The 20,855-nt window shown below is 65.4% G+C and carries 19 protein-coding genes; 9 read left to right on the top strand and 10 right to left on the bottom strand.

Features of this window, described 5'->3' with window-relative positions:
• The first annotated feature begins 358 nt into the window (after positions 1-358).
• From BGP02_RS13230 to BGP02_RS13215, 4 genes are all read left to right on the top strand, one after another.
• Positions 359-826 carry a formate dehydrogenase subunit gamma gene (locus tag BGP02_RS13230; RefSeq protein ID WP_261938863.1) on the top strand — a complete coding sequence of 156 codons (468 nt, stop codon included), beginning with the start codon at positions 359-361 and terminating at the stop codon, positions 824-826.
• The gene (locus BGP02_RS13225) at positions 823-2,424 is read left to right on the top strand and encodes a formate dehydrogenase beta subunit (protein ID WP_261938864.1); all 1,602 of its coding nucleotides are present in this window, start codon (positions 823-825) and stop codon (positions 2,422-2,424) included. Before BGP02_RS13230 ends, BGP02_RS13225 begins: the two co-directional genes overlap by 4 nt.
• Positions 2,425-2,437: 13 nt before the next feature.
• Complete coding sequence (fdhF, locus tag BGP02_RS13220) at positions 2,438-5,302, top strand: formate dehydrogenase subunit alpha (RefSeq protein WP_286798688.1); 2,865 nt, start codon at positions 2,438-2,440, stop codon at positions 5,300-5,302.
• 210 nt (positions 5,303-5,512) lie between these two features.
• Positions 5,513-5,746 (top strand): formate dehydrogenase subunit delta, encoded by a 234-nt coding sequence (locus tag BGP02_RS13215; protein ID WP_130025382.1) that lies wholly within the window; start codon positions 5,513-5,515, stop codon positions 5,744-5,746.
• A 135-nt stretch (positions 5,747-5,881) separates the two neighbouring features.
• Here the strand turns inward: BGP02_RS13215 and BGP02_RS13210 are convergent, their stop codons facing one another.
• Complete coding sequence (locus tag BGP02_RS13210; RefSeq protein ID WP_268567525.1) at positions 5,882-6,730, bottom strand: EamA family transporter; 849 nt, start codon at positions 6,728-6,730, stop codon at positions 5,882-5,884.
• A 422-nt stretch (positions 6,731-7,152) separates the two neighbouring features.
• A complete protein-coding gene (locus tag BGP02_RS13205) occupies positions 7,153-7,647 on the bottom strand; it encodes a hypothetical protein (protein ID WP_017231707.1) in 495 nt (164 codons plus the stop codon).
• Between the two features lie 390 nt (positions 7,648-8,037).
• Here BGP02_RS13205 and BGP02_RS13200 point away from each other — a divergent pair, with 390 nt between their 5' ends.
• A complete protein-coding gene (locus BGP02_RS13200) occupies positions 8,038-8,550 on the top strand; it encodes an SLOG cluster 4 domain-containing protein (protein ID WP_017231708.1) in 513 nt (170 codons plus the stop codon).
• Here BGP02_RS13200 and BGP02_RS13195 read toward each other — a convergent pair.
• A complete protein-coding gene (locus tag BGP02_RS13195) occupies positions 8,534-9,724 on the bottom strand; it encodes a ShlB/FhaC/HecB family hemolysin secretion/activation protein (protein ID WP_261938866.1) in 1,191 nt (396 codons plus the stop codon). The genes BGP02_RS13200 and BGP02_RS13195 overlap by 17 nt on opposite strands.
• A 501-nt stretch (positions 9,725-10,225) precedes the next feature.
• Positions 10,226-10,567, bottom strand: coding sequence for a hypothetical protein (locus BGP02_RS13190; RefSeq protein WP_286798687.1), 342 nt, complete (start codon positions 10,565-10,567; stop codon positions 10,226-10,228).
• A gap of 341 nt (positions 10,568-10,908) precedes the next feature.
• Here BGP02_RS13190 and BGP02_RS13185 point away from each other — a divergent pair, with 341 nt between their 5' ends.
• The gene (locus BGP02_RS13185) at positions 10,909-12,240 is read left to right on the top strand and encodes an MATE family efflux transporter (RefSeq protein ID WP_268567523.1); all 1,332 of its coding nucleotides are present in this window, start codon (positions 10,909-10,911) and stop codon (positions 12,238-12,240) included.
• Between the two features lie 58 nt (positions 12,241-12,298).
• Here the strand turns inward: BGP02_RS13185 and hisN are convergent, their stop codons facing one another.
• Positions 12,299-13,099, bottom strand: a complete 801-nt coding sequence (hisN, locus tag BGP02_RS13180; RefSeq protein WP_026131901.1) for a histidinol-phosphatase — start codon at positions 13,097-13,099, stop codon at positions 12,299-12,301.
• A 198-nt stretch (positions 13,100-13,297) separates the two neighbouring features.
• On the opposite strand from hisN, the gene rarD reads away from it, so the two are divergent.
• From rarD to BGP02_RS13165, 3 genes are all read left to right on the top strand, one after another.
• On the top strand, positions 13,298-14,218 hold the full coding sequence (gene rarD / locus BGP02_RS13175) for an EamA family transporter RarD (protein WP_017233677.1): 921 nt from the start codon (positions 13,298-13,300) through the stop codon (positions 14,216-14,218).
• A 93-nt stretch (positions 14,219-14,311) separates the two neighbouring features.
• Complete coding sequence (locus BGP02_RS13170) at positions 14,312-14,566, top strand: YgdI/YgdR family lipoprotein (RefSeq protein WP_017233676.1); 255 nt, start codon at positions 14,312-14,314, stop codon at positions 14,564-14,566.
• A 266-nt stretch (positions 14,567-14,832) separates the two neighbouring features.
• On the top strand, positions 14,833-15,294 hold the full coding sequence (locus BGP02_RS13165; protein ID WP_017233675.1) for a universal stress protein: 462 nt from the start codon (positions 14,833-14,835) through the stop codon (positions 15,292-15,294).
• A gap of 104 nt (positions 15,295-15,398) precedes the next feature.
• Here the strand turns inward: BGP02_RS13165 and BGP02_RS13160 are convergent, their stop codons facing one another.
• The 5 genes from BGP02_RS13160 to BGP02_RS13140 form a co-directional block, all read right to left on the bottom strand.
• Positions 15,399-16,217 (bottom strand): carbohydrate ABC transporter permease, encoded by an 819-nt coding sequence (locus BGP02_RS13160; RefSeq protein ID WP_261939895.1) that lies wholly within the window; start codon positions 16,215-16,217, stop codon positions 15,399-15,401.
• 62 nt (positions 16,218-16,279) lie between these two features.
• Positions 16,280-17,155, bottom strand: a complete 876-nt coding sequence (locus tag BGP02_RS13155; protein WP_286798685.1) for a carbohydrate ABC transporter permease — start codon at positions 17,153-17,155, stop codon at positions 16,280-16,282.
• 108 nt (positions 17,156-17,263) lie between these two features.
• Positions 17,264-18,568 carry an ABC transporter substrate-binding protein gene (locus BGP02_RS13150; protein ID WP_017233672.1) on the bottom strand — a complete coding sequence of 435 codons (1,305 nt, stop codon included), beginning with the start codon at positions 18,566-18,568 and terminating at the stop codon, positions 17,264-17,266.
• A 109-nt stretch (positions 18,569-18,677) separates the two neighbouring features.
• The gene (locus BGP02_RS13145) at positions 18,678-19,865 is read right to left on the bottom strand and encodes an ABC transporter ATP-binding protein (protein WP_286798684.1); all 1,188 of its coding nucleotides are present in this window, start codon (positions 19,863-19,865) and stop codon (positions 18,678-18,680) included.
• 120 nt (positions 19,866-19,985) lie between these two features.
• Positions 19,986-20,855: an alpha/beta hydrolase gene (locus BGP02_RS13140; RefSeq protein ID WP_017233670.1), complete on the bottom strand. Its 870-nt coding sequence runs from the start codon at positions 20,853-20,855 to the stop codon at positions 19,986-19,988.

The raw sequence follows: 20,855 nt of genomic DNA, 5'->3' as shown, positions 1-20,855 counted from the left end.
ACGCTGTCATCCCTTCTGCCGCCCCCCCCAGTTCGGGTAAACGAGCCTGTCAAACCCGCGCCGAATCTATTGCACGTATACCATATATCATATATCGTGTTTCACATACGGATGTACCGCAGCACCGATTTGTTGATGCAGGTTGACGAAGTAAGCCACGGGCGAGAGGCCGAGCTCGTGCGGCATATGGTGGGGGCTATGTGCCGCACGCTCGTCCGGCGCCGCGCTGATCGCTAGACCCGAGCAGCGTCGCCGGATGTGACCATTGGGCCTCTCGCCCCAGGGCAAGACAAGAACAGATAACTCACACCCTCAGGCGCCCCGTTCCCCGCAGGGTGCCAAACAGGAGACAACAGCCATGCGCGAGGCTTTTTCCATCGCCACGGTGCACGCGATTCTGGACGCTCATTCGGCTCAGGAAGGTCCGCTTCTGCCGATCCTTCATGACGTTCAGGACGCTTTCGGCTACGTCCCCCCGGACGCCGTGCCCGTCATCGCCAACGCCCTCAACCTGTCTCGCGCCGAAGTCCATGGCGTGATCACGTTCTACCATCACTTCCGCACCAGCCCGCCGCCGCGCCACATCGTGCAGATCTGTCGCGCCGAGGCGTGTCAGAGCATGGGCGCCGACGCGCTTGTCGCGCATGCCGAACGCGTGCTGGGCTGCACGATGCACAGCCATCACGGCGACGTTGCGCTCGAACCGGTGTATTGCCTGGGCCAATGCGCGACGTCGCCCGCGATCACGATCGACGACAAGCTTCACGCGCGCGTCACCCCCGAGAAATTCGACCGTCTGGTCGCCCGCGCCAAGGATGCCGCATGAGCCAATCCTCCACTTCCGCCCAGTCGTCCTCCGGCAAGGTACGGCTTTATCTGCCGCGTGACTCCGCCGCGCTCGCGCTCGGTGCCGACGACGTCGCCGACGCCATCATGGCGCAGGCCGCCCAGCGCGGTCTCGACATCGAATTGGTACGCAACGGTACGCGCGGCATGCTGTGGCTTGAACCGTTGCTCGAAGTCGTGACCCCGGCGGGGCGCGTCGCCTATGGTCCGGTCGACGTCGACGACGTCCCGGGTCTGTTCGATGCCAACGTCACGGCCGGCGGCGATCATCCGCTCGCCCTCGGACTGACCGAAGAGATTCCGTATTTCAAGAAGCAGGAACGGTTGACGTTTGCGCGCGTGGGCATCACCGATCCCGTATCGGTCGACGACTACGTTGCACATGACGGCTATCGCGGTCTGCGCAATGCGCTCGCGTTGGACGGCGCGGCCATCGTCGCGCAAGTCACCGAATCGGGCCTGCGCGGTCGCGGCGGTGCGGCGTTCCCGACCGGCATCAAGTGGAAGACGGTACTCAACACGCCCGCCGCCCAGAAATACATCGTCTGCAATGCGGACGAAGGCGATTCGGGCACGTTCGCCGACCGCATGCTGATGGAAGGCGATCCGCTCGTGCTCGTCGAGGGCATGACGATTGCCGGCATCGCCGTGGGTGCCACGCGTGGCTATATCTACGTGCGCAGCGAGTATCCGCATTCCATCGATGTGCTCAACGAAGCCATCGTCAACGCCGGCAAGGCGGGCTACCTGGGCGATGACATTCTGGGCTCGGGCAAGACCTTCCATCTCGAGGTGCGCAAGGCGGCCGGGGCTTACGTGTGCGGCGAAGAAACCGCATTGCTGGAAAGTCTTGAAGGCAAGCGCGGCGTGGTGCGTGCCAAGCCGCCGCTGCCGGCCATCGAAGGGCTTTTCGGCCTGCCGACAGTCATCAACAACGTGATTTCGCTGGCGTCGGTGCCGATCATCATGGATCGCGGCGCGGCGTTCTACAAGGACTTCGGCATGGGTCGCTCGCGCGGCACGCTGCCCATCCAGCTCGCGGGCAACATCAAGTACGGCGGCCTGATCGAGAAGGCCTTCGGCGTGACGCTGCGCGACATCCTGTACGAGTTCGGCGGTGGCGCCATCACCGGCCGCCCGCTGCGCGCGGTACAGGTCGGCGGCCCGCTCGGCTCCTATCTGCCCGAATCGCAATGGGACACCCCACTCGACTACGAAGCGTTCGCCGCACTCTGGGCGGTGCTCGGCCACGGCGGCATCGTGGCGCATGACGACACCGTCGACCTGGCCAAGCTCGCGCGCTATGCGATGGAGTTCTGCACCATCGAGTCGTGCGGCAAGTGCACGCCGTGCCGCATCGGTTCGACGCGCGGCGTCGAAGTGATGGACAAGATCATCGACGGACGCGACCGTCCCAAGCAGATCAAGCTGCTGCGCGACCTGTGCGACACCATGCTCTCCGGCTCGCTGTGCGCGATGGGCGGCATGACGCCCTACCCCGTGCTGTCTGCACTGAACCATTTCCCCGAAGACTTCGGCGCGGCCGAACCGTCGAATCTGCCGACCCAGGCCGCCTAGGAGATCGCCCACCATGATGGACCCGATGTTTGAGAAGGATTACGGCACCCCGCGCCGCGAATCGACGCAGGAAGTCACGCTGGAGATCGACGGCGAACAGGTCACCGTGCCTGCGGGCACGTCGATCATGCGCGCCGCCTCCGAAGGCGGCGTGAACGTGCCCAAGTTGTGCGCCACCGACTCGCTCGAGCCGTTCGGCTCGTGCCGCCTTTGCCTCGTCGAGATCGAAGGCCGACGCGGCTACCCCGCGTCGTGCACCACGCCCGTCGAACCGGGCATGAAGGTGCGCACGCAATCACCGAAGCTCCAGGAACTGCGCAAGGGCGTGATGGAGTTGTACATCTCCGATCACCCGCTCGACTGCCTGACCTGCGCCGCCAATGGCGACTGCGAACTGCAGGACATGGCCGGCGTGACGGGCCTGCGCGAAGTGCGTTACGGCTTCGACGGCGAAAATCACTTCGACAGCCAGAAAGACGAGTCGAACCCCTACTTCACCTACGACGCCTCGAAGTGCATCGTCTGCAACCGCTGCGTGCGCGCCTGCGAGGAAACGCAGGGCACATTCGCGCTGACGATCTCGGGGCGCGGCTTCGAAGCGCGTGTCTCGGCCGGACAAGACCAGTCGTTCATGGACTCCGAGTGCGTGTCGTGCGGCGCCTGTGTGGCCGCTTGCCCGACCGCGACGCTGCAGGAAAAGTCGGTCATCCATCTCGGCCAGGCCGAGCACGCCAAGATCACCACCTGCGCCTATTGCGGCGTGGGTTGCTCGTTCAAGGCGGAGATGAAGGGTAACGAAGTCGTGCGCATGGTGCCGCACAAGGACGGTCAGGCCAACGAAGGCCACGCCTGCGTGAAGGGCCGCTTTGCCTGGGGTTACGCCACGCACAAGGACCGTATCCTTACGCCCAAGATTCGCAAGAAGATCACCGATCCGTGGCAGGACGTGTCGTGGGACGAGGCGCTTGACTATGCGGCGTCGGAGTTCAAGCGCATTCAGGCCAAGTACGGGCGCGATTCGATCGGCGGGCTGGTGTCGTCACGCTGCACGAACGAAGAAGACTACCTGGTGCAAAAGCTCGTGCGCGCCGCGTTCGGCAACAACAACGTCGACACCTGCGCACGCGTGTGCCACTCGCCGACCGGCTACGGCCTGAAGGCAACACTCGGCGAGTCGGCCGGCACGCAGACGTTCAAGTCGGTCGAACACTCGGACGTGATTCTCGTGATGGGCGCGAACCCGACCGACGGTCACCCGGTGTTTGGCTCGCGCATGAAGAAGCGTTTGCGCGCAGGCGCCAAGCTGATCGTGATCGATCCGCGCCGCATCGATCTGGTCAACAGCCCGCACATCAAGGCCGACTACCATCTGCAACTGCGTCCCGGCACGAACGTGGCAATGATCAACGCGCTCGCGCACGTCATCGTGACCGAAGGCCTGATGGCCGACGCGTTCATTGCCGAGCGCTGCGAGGACCGCGCGTTCCAGCAGTGGCGCGAGTTCACTGCCCGTGCCGAAAACTCGCCCGAAGCGACCGAAGTGCACACCGGCGTGCCGGCGCACCTCGTGCGCGGCGCCGCGCGTCTGTATGCCAAGGGCGGCAACGCGGCGATCTATTACGGCCTGGGTGTGACCGAGCATGCACAAGGTTCCACGACGGTGATCGGTATCGCCAACCTCGCCATGGCCACCGGCAACATCGGCCGTGAAGGCGTGGGCGTGAACCCGCTGCGTGGCCAGAACAACGTGCAGGGCTCGTGCGACATGGGTGCGTTCCCGCACGAACTGCCGGGCTACCGTCACGTGTCGGATTCGACCGCCCGCGCGCTGTTCGAAGCGGAATGGGGCGTCGAGATCCAGTCCGAGCCGGGCCTGCGTATTCCGAACATGTTCGACGCGGCGATTGCGGGCACCTTCATGGGCCTGTACTGCCAGGGCGAGGACATCGTGCAGTCCGACCCGAACACGCAACACGTGACCCATGCGCTCGAACAGATGGAGTGCATCGTCGTACAGGACATCTTCCTGAACGAAACGGCGAAGTATGCGCACGTGCTGCTGCCGGGCTCGTCGTTCCTGGAGAAGGACGGCACGTTCACCAACGCCGAGCGTCGTATCTCGCGCGTGCGTCAGGTGATGCCGCCGCGCGCCGGTTACGCCGATTGGGAGGTCACGATCGAACTGGCCAAGCGACTGGGCTACGAGATGCACTACGCGCACCCGTCGGAAATCATGGACGAGATCGCCCGCCTCACGCCGACCTTCACCGGCGTGAGCTACGAAAAGCTCGACCAGATGGGCAGCGTGCAGTGGCCATGTAACGAAGCGGCACCGGACGGCACGCCCGTCATGCACATCGACGAATTCGTGCGCGGCAAAGGCAAGTTCCTCATCACGCAGTACGTGCCGACGGATGAAAAGGTCACGCGCCGTTTCCCGCTCATCCTGACCACCGGGCGGATTCTGTCGCAGTACAACGTCGGTGCGCAAACGCGCCGTACGGACAACGTTCACTGGCATGACGAGGACCGGCTCGAAATCCATCCGCACGATGCAGAAGAACGCGGCGTGAAGGACGGCGATTGGGTCGGCATTCAGAGCCGCGCGGGCGAGACCGTGCTGCGTGCCGTCGTGAGCGACCGCATGCAGCCCGGCGTGGTGTACACAACGTTCCACTTCCCGGAGTCGGGCGCGAACGTGATCACCACCGACAACTCGGACTGGGCGACAAATTGCCCCGAGTACAAGGTGACAGCGGTGCAGGTCACACCGGTGGCGCAACCGTCGGAATGGCAGCGTCAGTACTCTGACTTCAATCGTCAGCAAGAGGCCTTCCTCGAACACGCGCGTGGTGCGACCGAGGCCAACGCGAACTAAGTCGGGGCAGGAAAAGGGGAAGCATCGCGCGCCGCATCATCGGGGAGACCTTCGAGGCGGCGCGCTGCGACGGACAATCCGCGTCCATCGCCGGCGGCTGCGGCGAGCCTCACCGTCGATTGCCATCAGACGGTGCGGCGGACGCGCGATTGGCCACGTGAATGACGGCGGCCAACGCACAGAGAACGAATTCAGGGGACACAACAGATCATGGACACCGACAATCTGGTCAAGATGGCCAATCAGATCGGGGATTTCTTCGAGACGATGCCCGACCGCAGTGAGGCGCTCGACAACATTGCAGGCCACCTGCGACGCTTCTGGGCGCCGCGCATGCGCATGACGATTCTCGAACACCTCGAATCCACCGACGGACATGGGATGCGCGAGATCGTCGTGGCGGCGATCACGGCGCATCGCGCCGAACTCTGGCCACGCGGCTGAGCACAACCCACGCAGGTACGACGTGTGGCCGCTGGGGACGCTGATGGGGTGACGGATGCGACGACGGGTACCCTCGCTGATGTCGCCACGTAGTTGCTGCGCAGGTGCCGCTCAGGTCAGCGCTCGGGTGCGCACTTAAGCGCTCAGTTTGATGAGTACCGCCCCGCCGACCACGAGGCCGCACGCCACGAGACGGCGGGCATTGAGCTTTTCGCGCAGGAACAACCAGCCCAGCAGCACCGCGATGATGGCGCTGGACTCGCGCAGCGCCGACACGACACCCATCGGCAGGTATTGCAGCGCGAAGACCACCATGGCATAGGCGCATTGCGCGACGATGCCCGCCCCCAGCGCTTCGGCCACGCGGCGGCGCGGTGCAAGGAACATGCCGCGCCATCCGCCCCGCCACTTCGCCACGGCACCGATCACCGGCACGCTCGCGAAAAGGTAGGCCCATGCGAGGTAACCGAAGCCGTTGCCGTTCGACAATCGCACGCCGAAGCCGTCGACAATCGTGTACGCCGCAATGAACACCCCCGTGAGCAACGCCGCAGGCACGCTGTCGCCCGAGAAGCGGCGCCCACGCAACGCCAACGTCAGAATGCCGGCGCAGATACCCACGATCCCCCACGCCGCCATCGCTGTCGGCCACTCGCCCGCCAGCAGCAACGCGGCCCCCGAAATCAGCAACGGAGAAATACCGCGTGCGATGGGATAGATCTGCCCGAACTCACCGACGCGATAGGCCCGGATGAGCGCCGCCGTGTACGCGACCTGCGCGCCGGCGGAGAGCAGAACAAGCGGCCAGACCTGTACCGGCGGCAGCGGCAACCACACGATGCCGGCCACGGCGGCGAGTCCTTGCGGCACCGCCATCATGCCGACCTGCCAGACGCGATCGGGACTGGCGTGGAGAAAGGCGTTCCAGGTGGCGTGCATCAGTGCGGAGAGCAGCACCAACAGCACAATGGGCGTGGTTGTCATGGGAGTGAATCGCAGCGGGCGGATGCCCCGGGGGACGACCGATGCCGCCCGCGTCGGACGGCACGCAAAGCGCCATTGTCGCAGCGGCGATCCCATCGAGATAGGGCCAACGTGAAGGATTCCTACAGGGCCAGGCCGCTTCGCGATCGCTGCTCCCCACGTCATCGATTCACGTCGCCCGCACCTCGTCGCTCGGTTGCCACGGCGTAACCGGTGCGCGCGGGTCTCGGTCGACGGCGCGCAAGCCACCTGCCGCCGGCGCCGCGCCGGCAAAAGTTGTCCACACCCTGTGTGGATAACCCACTGGATAACCTGCCCTGACCTTCTCGAACGCCTCACGAACAAAGGCTGTCAAGAGCCATGCTCAAAAAACGATCAGCCGCGGAACAAATTTTCGGCTTGACGGTCTTCCCCCTCCCTGCTCAGGCGCCGTCGCCTTCGTTTGCCGACGCATCGGGCTCCTTCGCAACCGGCGCATCGGATTTCCCGGATGCGTCGGCCGGCGACTGCGGCGCGCCGCGCAGCGCCGCCACCACCTGACTCTGCCCGAGCACCGCGTCCGGCGCCTGCTGCAAGGCCAGGCGATAGCGCTCGCCGAACTCGACGTCGGTGTGACGGAAAAGCTTGGCGGCTTCGTCGGCCAGGGCAATGCCGGCGTCTGCCTGGGGCGGCGTCTGTTCCAGCCATTCGTCGAGGGCGACGATCAGACGCGAGAGCGGGTCGAGCCAGCGAAACCAGGCGTCTTCGGTGAGCAACTGCACGAAGCGTCCGGTGGGCACCGGTCCGAAGACTGCTTCGTATTGCAGACGATCGTTGGCGATCAGCACCTTGTGCTGGGCGAGCAGCGCGGCGCGCAACGCCTGCATGGCAGCGATGTGGGCGGCACTGGCAGGCGTATTGTCAGTCGGTTCGGTCATCTATCGCCCCGTGTACGTCAGAAAGGTTGGGAAACGGAAATGGAAAGCGTCTTACATGCACTTTAGGACTTGGCCCATAGCCAGCAGACGTTTGGGTCACGATACTACACGGGTCTCGCAAACACCTCGCGAGATCGGGCTTTCACTTCCCCGTGGAAGGCCTGCTTCCTCACCCGCCAAACCGGCGGGTTTTTTTTGCCCGTGTGCTCCCCGCTGCTCGGTCATCCCGACAATCTGCCAACGCCTTCTGGCGAGCCCGACACGTCTTCGACGTTGCCTGCCGTCGATCTCGCTGGGCAAAGTCGTTTATCATCGGCACCGCTGCTTCCCCTCCTCCCGACCCCGTCATCCGATATGAGCCAATCCGTGCGTCCCCAAACCATTGGTGTCATGGGTTCCGGCAAACAGCCGTGGACCGAACTTGCCGCGCCGCTCGGCCGGGCGATCGCCATGGCCGGGTTCCACCTGCTCACCGGCGGGGGACAGGGCGTGATGGCGAGCGTGAGCGAAGCGTTCTGTGCCGTACCGCAGCGCTTGGGCCGCTGCATCGGCATCGTGCCGACCGAGGCCGTCGGCAACGATGACGAGCCGGTCAGGTTCCGCCCCGCGCCCGGCTATCCGAATCCGTTCGTGGAAGTGCCCATCGTGAGCCCGTTGCCGCGCCATCTGCCCGATGCGCCGCCAGGCACGCTATCGCGCAATCACATCAACGTGCTTTCTAGCGATGTCATCGTCGCCCTGCCCGGCCAGCACGGTACACGCGACGAAGTCGGGCTCGCCGTGCGTTACGGCAAGCCCGTCATTCTGTTCGGGGACGTTGAGCATTTCGCGGAGATGCCTGCGACGCTCGTGCGAACGGTATCGCTCGATACCGTCATGGATTTCGTCAGAAAGGTACGGTGAGCTTCGCGTCGACCGACTGGAAGCGATACGACCAGCCCGGCAGGCCGCTCGACGATGGCATCCACGGCGCGTTCAGACGCTGCATTACCGACAGATCGAGCCTCGACGCCCCGAAATTGTGCGTGTGGCTCAGCCCCACCTCGGCATAGCTGTCGTAGGTGTGAAGCGCGTTCGGGTCTTCCGTGCGACTCCTGTTGTAGCGCAATTCCAGACCCGTCGAGCCATTCGCCGTGAAGTCGAACGCGCGGCGCACGCGCCATTGCAATGTCTGTGTCTGCGTAATGCCGGCGTCAATCTGGTCCTTCGCCGCGTTGGCCTTGCCGGTGATCCCGACCGTCCAGTCGGCATCGATCGGCACCGAGTAATTGGCCGACAGATCGCGGGTCGTCGCATCGCGACGCGCATTCTGCAAATCCTGACTGAGCGTCGTATTGAACTTCCCGTACATGCCCAGCGGATTGTTCATCAACAGATTCGCAGTGCCCTGCATCTTGCCCGAGGAGGTCATGCCGCTGTTGTTCATGCCGACGTTGAACTGGTAGGGCCGCTCGTTGATCACCTGGAGGCCCACGGCCCCCTCGCCGGGCGTGCGGCTGAGTGTCGCGACGAACGGCAACTGCGCGTCGCGCACCACGAGCCCTCCACGCATCAACATGCGAATGTTGCGATCCGCTCGACTCTCATGTCGCGGCAGTCCGCGCAGACACGAGGCGCGCGCAAGGAACGCATTGGGCGGCGCGATGTCCGGGGCCGGCGGCGGCTCGCCGCGCTCGGCCGATGCCGCCGATGCCGCCGCATCCAGGTCGACGGCGGAAATGGCCGTACCGTCAGCGCTAAGCTCAGGCGCCACGGCAAAATCGGCGGCCGGTAGTGGCGGCGATGGCGCCGGCGCTTGTGCCGACGGCGCGCTTGCCGTGCTGTCCGCCCCCGGCGCCTCTTGCGACGGATCGACGCGCGACGCTTGCGCGTCCGATGCCGGCTGCGGGGCCTCGGCCACCGCGTCCTCGGCAGCGACCACGTCGCTCGCCACCGATGGCGCAGCGCGCTTGGCGGCGTCGCGCTCGACGGCGGCGGCGACCGCGTTCGGATCGTCCCCCGCAAACAAGGCAATGGGGTCGGAGGCGGCATCAGGATCCGTGGCCACCGGCGGCGCAGGCGCCGGGGGTGGCGGCACGAAATACTGAGGTGCAAGACCGCGATCCCACAACCCGTAGGACACCGCGTTCCGCTCAGTAAAACAGGGTGGATTGATATCCGAGAACAAGGATTGTGCGTACGCGCCCACCGGCATCCCGGCATTCAGGCACGCGGCCAACAGGAGGCAACTCCGCACGACCGGCTTTACCGACATTCGACACCTGAAAATCTCACCCCGCGCTGATGTCGTCCACCGGCGTCGTGCGCCGCGTCCGACATGAGGGGGATGTAGCGACAAAGCGCCATTTTACGTCGATCGAGTGTCCCACTGCCAGTCGCAAAACGCGGGGAACTCTTTCGCCCGATCGCCACTCATATCGCGTGACTTCCCCTGTAGTGATTTTTGCCCGCCTCGCGCGGGCATTTTTATTGGCGAGCGCCGATGACGTCCGCCGCACCGCCTTCGAGGCATGTCCGGCGGACACCTACCTCGGATGGCCGATGCATCAGCCGGGCTCCGAAACGCTTCGCCGCCGTGTCATTGGGGCGCACGAATCTCGTGAATCGTGCCCGGCCCCCAGCCGGTGGACGCCCAGGCGCCGTCGCGCAACGTCCATTCGTCACGGCCTGTCTGCTCCCAGTGCGGCGGCGTGTAGCGCATGCCCGGGCGCTTGGGTTCCATGTGCCCGTCGACCCAGTCGTAGCGGCCGTCTTTCCACTGCCAGTAGCCTGGCACCCAGAATTGTCCCGTAGGCGCCGCGTGGGGATCCTCGAAGCGCGGCGGTGGCGGGCCGCGTTGGAGGGTCACGTCGGCGAGCACCGGCAGGCTCAGCAGACACAAGGCGGCAGCCAGTGCATGACGACGGCGGGCAACCCGCAAGGCCGACAGTCGGACGAACGACGCGAGCCTCGAAACAGAAGCGCGAGCCGAGGGTATCCGGGACGAGGGCGAGGACGGCGAAGACGGCATATGCGGCCTTTCAAGACGAACGGAGACGTCGGGCATTGTACCGTTCGGGGATGGCACACCCCCGATCGCCGCAGCGGACGCCCATCGCCCGGACGGCTGCCAAACCTTATAATCGGCGCACTCGCAACCTGCCGCCGCTTGCGGCTTCCCGAATACCGGGTTTCGCGCCTTTCCGCTTTCCCGGATTGGCGGATTACCCGATTCCCCAATTCGATGGCGGCCGCCCTGACCGGCCTCCGCCCAGCTCACTCATGAACCCTGCCCCTGCGGCCGTCGGCCACCGGCAACTGCTTCGTCTGGCGGTGCCTATCGTGCTCGCCAATCTCACTCAGCCCCTGCTCTCGGCCGTCGACACAGCCGTGGCCGGTCATCTGCCGGGCGCCGCTTATCTGGGCGGCGTCGCCCTCGGTGCGCTGCTGTTGAACCTGCTCTTCTGGGGCTTCTCGTTCCTGCGCATGGGCACCACGGGCCTCGCGGCACAGGCGTTCGGTGCCGGCGACGCCGAGCGTCTGCGCGACACGCTCGCACGCGCGCTGACGCTGGCGTTCGCGATTGGCGCCGTGTTGCTTGTCTTTCGCGAACCGCTGGTTTCGCTGGGCGTGTCGTGGCTGGGAGGAAGCGCCCAAGTCCAATCCTTAGGACGACAATATGCAAGCATCCGCGTGCTCGCCGCGCCGCTGGCGCTCGGCAACTACGTGGTGCTCGGCTACCTGCTGGCGTGTCAACGCGTGCGGCAAGGGCTTGCCGTGCAGGTGTTCATCAATCTTGTGAACATCGTGGCGGTGTTGATCTTCGTGCGCGGCTTCGACTGGGGGGTGGCAGGTATTGCAGGGGCAACCGCGCTGGCCGATGTGCTCGGCTTTGCGCTGGGCGCCTGGCTGCTCTGGCTCGCACGTACGCCCGGCTTGCCGCCGCTGCGACTGGCCATGCTGGTTGAGCGCGGCGCCCTGTGGCGCTTGCTGCGGCTCAATCTCGATATCTTCCTGCGCACGCTGTTTCTGCAACTCGCCTTTGCCTGGTTCGCTCGCGTGGGGGCGAGACTTGGCGACGTCACGCTCGCCGCCAACGCGCTCCTGCTGAACTTCCAGACGTTCATGGCGTTCGGCCTCGACGGCTTCGCCCACGCGGCCGAAGCCCTTGTGGGCGCCTATGTCGGTGCGCGTCAGCGAGCCGCGCTGCTGCATGCCATCCGGTTGTCGCTGGGCTGGGCGCTGGGCTGCGCCGTCGCGTTTGCCCTCGTCTACGCCGTGGCGGGTGGCGCGATCATCGATGCCCTGACCGATCAGCCGGCACTGCGCACGACGGCGCGCGAATTCTTGCCCTGGGCCGTGCTCTCGCCGCTCGTGGCGGTGTGGTGTTTCCACCTCGACGGCGTCTTCATCGGCGCGACGCGTACGAGGGAACTGCTGACGTCCTCGTTGATCGGCCTGCTGGTCTTTGGCGCGGTCATGCCGTTCACGCTCGATGCCTGGGGCAATCACGGCTTGTGGGTCGCCCTCATGGCATTTCTCGCGACGCGCGGCATCGTGCTGGGGGTGTTGCTGCCGCGCATCTGGCAGAGGCTTGCGCGCCCGATCACGTAACCCACCAGCGAGGATGGCCGGCACAACGACGACCGGGCGATGACTACCGTCGACGGCCTCAGTCCGCGCGAATACACGCCAGCGCGGCGGCGTGCAGCTCGGCATTCGCGGCGGCCAGCACGCGCCCCTGCGAGGTAAGCGTAAGCGGCCGGCCCTCCCAATCGGTGATGACGCCGCCCGCCGCCTCGACCACCGGCGCCACGGCCAGATAGTCGTAGGTTTGCAATCCCGCTTCCATGACCAGCTCGATGTGTCCGCTCGCCAGCAGCCCGTAGGCGTAGCAATCTCCGCCGAAGCGGCGACGGCTGACCGCCTTCGTCAGCTGCTCGAATTGCGCATACTCCGCCGCGTCGAAGATGTCGGGCGACGTCGCATAGACGGTCGCGTCGGCCAGCGTCGTCACCGGGCTGGTGGCGCACACCGCTCCGCCGAAGCGGGCCTCGCGCACGCCGCTGGCGGCGTCGTTCACGCCGATCCAGCGCTCGCCGGTCGCCGGAATGTCGATCAGGCCAACGACTGGCTGGCCGTGGTGCAACAGGGCAAGCAGCGTGCCCCACAGCGGGTGTCCCGTGATGAAGCTGCGCGTGCCGTCGATGGGATCGACCGACCAGACGAATTCCGCGTCCACGCCCTGCTTGCCGAACTCTTCGCCCCAGATGCCGTGCGACGGATAGCGCGCTGCAATCTGCGCGCGCAGCGCCGTCTCGACCTCGCGGTCCGCGATCGTGACCGGGCTCTCATCGGCCTTGTCGTCAACCGCCAGGCGCCGGCGGAACCACCCCAACGACAGCGGTCTCACAGCATCGGCCATCGAAGCGGCGAAAGCCGCATACTCGGCAACAGCGGGTACGCACGACATGCACGAATCTCCTGCAAAGATGCCGCACGCGGCGGCAATAATGGAAAACGCTCGACGAATCGCGATCATACGCGTTCGCGGGCATCGCGGACGGTTCCGCTGCCCTACGGCGGGCACGCCCCGATCTGGTGCGAATTTGCTATGCTCGCGGTCTGACCCGGGCCTCGCCCTTTCCTTGCCCCCGCTCACAGGACCCCCATGCTTTCCGGTCGCGGCGTGATGCTCTCTGTCTCGGCATCCGTCATGTTTTCCGTTATGCCGGCGCTCGTCGCGCAACTGGCGCCCCTGTCCGGGCTGGACGTCTTCGCCTGGCGCATGCTGCTCACGCTGCCCGGCACGCTCGTCATCGTGACGGCATTGCGCCGGTGGCATGTACTGCGCAGCACGCTCTCGCATGTGTTGCATCGCCCTGCGCTGCTCGGCGCCGTGCTGCTGTGCTCAGCGCTGCTGGGCGTTCAGCTCTGGCTGTTCGTCTGGGCACCGCTGCAACAGCGATTGCTCGACGTCTCGCTCGGTTACTTTCTCTTGCCGCTCACGATGGTGCTCGCTGGCCGCACGTTTTATCACGAGCGTCTGAGCCGGCTGCAGACGGCGGCCGTCATCGTCGCCGCGCTGGGCGTCGCACATGAACTCTGGGTAACGCACGCCTTGTCCTGGGTCACGGCGCTCATTGTGTTCGGCTATCCGCCCTACTTCTTGCTGCGCCGCCGGCTGAGGCTCGACGCGCTCAGCGGCTTCATCATGGAAGTGCTCGCGATGACGCCGGTGGCCGTCGTCGTGCTCTGGCAGGCGTGGCCGCAAAACGTCACAGTGCTCGGCGAGCCGCGCTACTGGTTCTGGCTGCCCGCGCTCGGCCTGCTCAGCGCCAGCGCACTGGCGAGCACACTGGGTGCCGCGCGCTTGCTGCCCATCGGCCTGTATGGCATTTTCGGGTACGTGGAGCCGGTGCTGCTGTTCGCCGTGTCGATCTTCGTGCTCGGCGAGCCTTTCACGGCGCGCGGACTGTGGACGTACGTGCCCATCTGGTTCGGCGTTGCGCTCATCGTGTTCGACAGTCTGCGCACGCTGCGCCGCCAGCGACGGGTCAGTGTTGCCACGCGTGCCGACACGCCCCGTTGAACCCGCTCGAGGCGTCGCCCCAAAGGCGGGCGGCCTTGCGCAGCAACGTCGCGGCGCCGCGCTATACTCCCGAGAGCTTATAAGACGACCTCTATGACAAATCTCGCCAAGATCGCCACGCTGCTCGCCTCGGGGCTTATGACGGTTGCGCTGTCGGCTTGCAGCTCGTCGGCCCCGCTGTTCACCTCGGACGGCCGCCCCACCCAGCAAATTCGGTGCTCGGCCAGCACTGCCGGCGACTGCGACCAGCGCGCCCGCACGCAATGCGTACAAAAGGACTACGACGTCCTCACGCGCGACGTGACGGACGGTGTCGCCCATCTCGTGATCGCCTGCCGGCCGAACTAAGTCACGCGGTCCCCAAGGCCGACCGGCGTTCCGGACGTTGAAACTCCCTTCCCCGCTCGACGCGAGTCGCCCCCGGCGGATACGCGCCGACCCGTGACATTCCGATGGATGCTTGCGTGCGGTCAATACCGCGTCATGTCGCGGGATGACTTTCGATGCCCGCGATGCGAGAATGAAAATATTCCAACGAATTGTCGTGCATCGCGGTCGCGATGCCGCCCAGGCGTCAAGCCTTCACGCACTTCCCGCACATAGAGGACACCATCATGTACGAACGCATTCTGGTCTCGATCGACGGCAGCACGCCGTCGAACCGCGCCATCGATGAAGCCGTCAAGCTCGTGGCGCTCAGCCAGGGCAAGATTCGCCTGGTGTCGGTCGTTCCCTCGCTCGCCAACGCCTACGCCGCCGGCGCCTACAGCGGCTTCGTGCCGTTGGAGAGCCAGGAGTCGTTCGAGAAGGAAACCGCGGAAATTCTGGCCAAGGCACAAACCGACTTGAAGCAGCGCGGGGTCGATGCCGAGACGAACATGATTACGCTCGAAGCCGGTACCGACGAAATTGCCGACGCAGTGCTGCGCGAAGCGCAAGCGTGGAATGCCGACGTGATCGTGCTCGGCACGCACGGCCGCCGCGGCATCAACCGACTGCTGCTGGGGAGCGTTGCCGAAACGCTGCTGCGTATCACCACGCTGCCGATCCTGCTGGTCAAGGCCACCGACAAGTAAGCCCGCAAGCGCCCGGCTTCGCCAGCGCAAGCGACACGACGGCACGCTCCCCAGCGTGCCGTTTTGCTATTGCGGTCGCGCGACGCCGCGCGTCGCCATGCCTTTCATCGAATGCCCGCACGCATGAACGACTGCACGAACTGGCGCTGAAAGAGCAGAAAGGCGATGAACAGCGGCGCGGCGGTCATCAGCGTCGCGGCCGTGATCATCGTCCAATCGATGCCCTGATCGGTCGACGCAAACACCTGCAGGCCGACCGTGAGCGGACGTGTCTCGACGGAGTTCGTGACGATGAGCGGCCACAGGAAGTTGTTCCAGTGGTGACTGATCGACACCAGCGCGTAGGCGACATACACCGGGCGGGCGAGCGGCACATACACGCGCCAGAGCACCTGCCACGCGTTGGCGCCTTCCACGCGCGCCGCGTCGTCCAGTTCGCGCGGCACGGTCTTGAACGCCTGACGCAACAGAAAAATGCCGAACGCCGACGCGAAGTACGGCAACGCAATGCCGAAGATCGTATCGCGCAGTCCCATCCAGGCGATCGTGCGATAGTTCTCGACGATCAGCACGTCGGGCATGACCATCAGTTGGAGCAGCACGACCATGAACGCCACCTCGCTGCCGCGAAACGTGAAGCGGGCAAACGCATAGGCGGCCAGCGTGCCCAGCACGAGTTGCGCCGCCAGGATCACCGTCACCAGAACGAAGGTATTGACGAGATAGCGCCCAAACGGGGCAGCCTGCCATGCTTGCACGAAATTCGCGAGCGTGAGCGGCGCACTCATGGAGAAGTGCGTGGCGTAGGCCGACGGATGGAACGCGCTCCACAGCGCATAGAGCAACGGCAGCAGCCACAGCAGGCCGAGCAGCCATGCACCGATGACGTCGAGCGGCGTCGTGTGACCGGTTGCGGAAAACACCGCAAGCGCGGCGCCTGGCTTTGTGGGCCGGCGGGGGCGCGTGTTCGGGCGGGCAGAGGTCGTCATTGATAATGCGTGCGTGAGTCGAGCAGACGGAATTTCACGAAGGCGACGACGGCGAGCAGCGTGAGCAGGACCACGGTGAGCGCTGCCGCGTATGAGGTATCCCAGAAACTGAAGGCCACCTGATAGATGTAGTACAGGAGCAGTTGCGTGGCGTTATCGGGTCCGCCGCGCGTCATCACGATAATGTGATCGACGAGACGGAACGCGTTGATAACGGCATTGATCACCACGAACACGGTCGTGGGCATGAGCAACGGCCACTGAACGCGGCGAAAGAACTGCCAGCGCGAGGCGTCTTCGAGCGCCGCCGCCTCGGCAAGGGTGGGCGAAATCTGTTGCAGTGCGGCCAGGTAAAAGATCATGAAGAACCCGGCCTCTTTCCAGATCGTCACGACCATCAGCGCCGGGAGTGCGGTGTCGGGTTGCCCGAGCCAGTTGTGATCGCCCCACCCGAATGCCTGCGAAATCTGCGCGATGAGACCGTACTGCGGCGTGTAGAAGAACAGCCAGATGTTCGCCACGGCGATCATCGGCAAAATCGCGGGCGTGAAGTAGGCGAGGCGCAATAACGTGCGCCCCGGCACCTGCCGGTGCACCCACAGCGCCATGGCGATCGCGAGCGCCATCGCGGCGGGCACGGTGACCAGTGCGAACAGGAGGTTGTTGCGCAGCGCCTGCCAGAAGACAGGGTCGTCGATCAGAAGCCGATAATTCTCGGTGCCGACAAAGACGGACGGCATCCCGGCGCGCCCCGTCGAGAAAAAGCTGTGCCACAGCGTGGCGACGGCCGGATAGTGGGTGAAGGCGACGAGCAGCACTAGCGCCGGAGACAACAGCAGCCAGGGCACCCACAAAGCAGAGGAGCGATTCATCGACGGTCCATCGATTCAACAGGCGAGGCCGTGAAGATCGCGATCGCCGCGACGTTCAGGGCCCCGCATTTCAACGAGACTGACAGCGAAGTCGGGCGAGCGCCAGACTCATCGAGCGTACGGACGCAGGATGCGATCCGCTTCACGTTGCGCGTCGTCCAGCGCCTGCTTGGGCAACTTGGTGCCGGTGAGCGCCGCTTGCAGGGCGTCGTTCAGGGCCTTCGTCACGCGCTGGTTGTCGTGCGTCGAGAACTCGGCCACGCTCACCGCGAGCTGATCGCGTGCCACGGCCGCAGCAGGCACCTTCTGCACATATTGCTTCATCGCCGGGGTTTCCCAAGCCGCCGGCGTCACGGCCACGTAGCCCGTGTCGATACCGAACTGCGCCGCACGCTCAGGCGAAGTGGCCCACTTGATGAACGTCATCGCCGCCTGCTTTTCTTCCGGCGAGGTCTTCTTGAACACATAGAAGTTGCCGCCGCCCGTCGGACTGCCGCCGCGCACCTTGGCCGGCATCTTGCCGACACCGAACGGGAACGTGGCGTTGGTCCGGATGTTGGTCAGGTTGCCGGTGGTCGTGTAGATGATGGCCGCCTTCTTCTCGAGGAAGTCCTTCGGCGTGGTGCCCCATTCGATCGCCCCCGTCGGCATCGCCTTGTACTTCGTCGCGAGATCGACCCAGTATTGCAACGACTCGACGGCCTGCGGCGCGTTCAGGAACGTTTTGGTTCCCGACGGATTCATCAGTTCGATACCCGCCGGCGTGGTGAACGCCTGGAACAGCCAATACGGGAAGCCCACGGACGGCACCTTGATACCCCATTGCGTCACGTTGCCCGATGCGTCGCGCTTGGTGAGCTTCTGCGCGTCGCTGGCCAGTTCGGCCCAGTTCGCCGGCGCGCGGTCCGGGTCGAGACCCGCCTCACGGAACATGTCCTTGTTCCAGTACATGACGATGGTCGAGCGCTGGAACGGCACACCCCACGTGTGGCCGTTGACGCGCGAGTTCAACATCAGCGCCGGGTAGAAGCCGTCGAGCCACTGCTTGTCGGCCGGCGTGTTGGCGATGCTGTCGATGGGCACCACCGCGTCTTCGTCGATCAACGTGAACACGTCGGCGGCAGCGAGCACAGCCAGTTGCGGCGGCGTGCCCGCCTTCGCGGCCGTCAGGGCCTTGACGACGGAATCCTGGTAAGTCCCGGCATACACCGGCTTGACCTTGATGTTCGGATGATCCTTTTCGAAGTCGGCCACCAGATCGTTGATGATCTTCGTCACCGGACCACCGACGGCCACCGGGTAATAGAACGTGAGTTCCACCGGCTTCGCCTGCGCGATGGCCGAGCCGCTCAGGCCACCCAATGCCAGTGCGGCCAAACTGGCCGAAAACGTTTTCAGAATCGTGCGTCGCATATCGTTTGGTTCCCCATGTAAGCGTCGTGGTGATGTGACAGGTTGTCGATGCAGGGCCGCTGTCGCGCCGCACCGAGCCGATGCGTCAGGCCCAGTGGCCGCCCTCGCGTCAGACGTGTTGTTCTGGGTTTTGCAACATCACTGTGGCCCCCGGAAGCGGCCGCGCCGGTGCATGCGCGGTCTTCGGTGCAACGACGGACTCGGCAGCGTCGATCGCCACACCGCCCGCTGCGCCCGTCACGAGGCGTTCCCCGGAGGTCGCGTCGAACAGATGCTGGTCGGTCGCCGCCCATTGCAGACCGATGGCGTCGCCCACGGCGAACGGCCGATGGCCGGGCACCCGCGTGGTGATCGTGCCCGCGTCGCCAAGCGTGCAGGCAACGAGCGTGTCCGCGCCCAGATATTCGATGGCGCTCACTCGGGCGAGCACTGCGCCCAGCGACGTGGGCGGAACCGCGCGCACATGCTCCGGGCGCAGGCCGAGCAGCGCGGTGTTGCGCGCACCGGCCGCCGCCAGCGCCGGGCCGGACTGTCCGGCGGGCACCAGGGCGTCGCCATGGCGTACAAGACGCAACAACTGCATCGGCGGCGTGCCGATGAAGCTCGCGGCAAAGTGCGTCGCGGGGGTGGCGTAGAGCGTGTGCGGGGCACCGCACTGCTCGATGCGGCCCTCTCGCAGCAGCACGACCTGATCGGCCATGCTCATCGCTTCGGTTTGATCGTGGGTCACGTAGACAAGCGTCATGCCGAGCTGCTGTTGCAGCGCCCGGATCTCGCGACGCATTTCCTGACGCAGTTGGGCGTCGAGATTCGAGAGGGGTTCGTCCATCAGACACACAGACGTCTCGGCAATCACCGCTCGGCCCAGCGCCACACGCTGCTGCTGACCGCCCGAGAGTTGCGACGGCTTGCGCTCCAGGTACGGCGCCAGCCCGAGCAGCGACGCCACACGCGCCAGACGCTGCGGATACTCGCGCGCCGGTTCGCCGCGCACGCGAAGCCCGAACAACAGGTTTTCGCGCACCGAGAGATGCGGGAAGAGCGCGTACGACTGGAACACCATCGAGAGCTTGCGACGCGCAGGTGGCAGCGCGGTCACATCGGCGCCGCCAAGCAGAATGCGCCCGGCGCTCGGCGTATCGAGACCTGCGATCATGCGCAGCAGCGTCGACTTACCGCAGCCGGACGGGCCCAGCAGCACCACCAGCGAGCCGGCTTCGGCGGTGAAACTCACACCGTCGAGCGCACGTGTATTGCCCCACTGCTTGCAGACGGATTCGATGATGAGCGAGGACATGGCCGGATGAGCGCAGCGCCACCCGCAACTAACGCGGGTGGCCGTATCGGAAAACCACGACCATAACCGCCCATCGATGGCAGTTTGATGACATCACGCGCCGGCATTCGGCGCGTGATGTCAGGCGGCGGACTGCCGGCGCTTGGCGCGCAGCAGCGCCTTCGAGATGATGCGCGTCTCGGACGTGGCGGCGCCGGTACGGCGCGCCACGGCGTCGCGGAAGAAGCGGCGCGTCTCGTCAGCAACGGTTTCGCGCTCGTTGTCCATCGTCAGAATGTGATAGCTCTCGCCGAGCAGGCACTTCTGTTTCACCTTGGACGACACCCCGTCGTAGACGATGCGCGCGTTGTGCGGGCTCGACGTGTCGTCGTCCACCGCGTGAATGACGAGGCAATCCGCCGTCACCCGAGCCAGACGCGCGCGCACGTGCGCGGCAAGCCGCCGCGCGTGATACAGGTGCGCGAGGGGCAGCGACGCCGCACCGATTTCGGACGCATCGTGCAGCGACATCGATTTCGCCACGCGTGCGCGCAGCACCTCATTCTTCAGGCCGAACGGCGCGCGCTCGCGATAGCGATAGTAGTGGCGCAACGGCGTATGGAAGCCCAGATCGATGAGCGGGTAATACCACGGGATGGTCCAGCCGTCGTACACGAGGGTGACGGAGAGCAGCGAGAGCGCTGTCACATCCGGTTCCTCCTCCGCGACGGCCAGGCTCAACGTGGCGCCGATACACAAACCGCACAGCGACACCATCGCGTGCGTCGCCCGCAGTTCACGATACTTCGCCCGCGCGGCGGCAATCCAGGCGCGCCAGTCCGAGCATGGCCCGCCGAGTCCGTAGCCTTCGATGTGTGGCACCCAGACGGTGTAGCCCTCGCGATGCAACGCCTTCGCCACCGGACGCATTTCGAGCGGCGTGCTCGACAGCCCCGGCAGCATCAGCACTGCGTGCTCGCCGCCTTTGTAGAAAATATCGTCCTGGAACAT

Origin of the sequence: Pandoraea sp. 64-18, from assembly GCF_001899225.1 — a bacterium.
Classification (GTDB): Bacteria; Pseudomonadota; Gammaproteobacteria; order Burkholderiales; family Burkholderiaceae; genus Pandoraea; species Pandoraea cepalis.
This window is presented reverse-complemented; position numbering and strand designations above follow the sequence as displayed.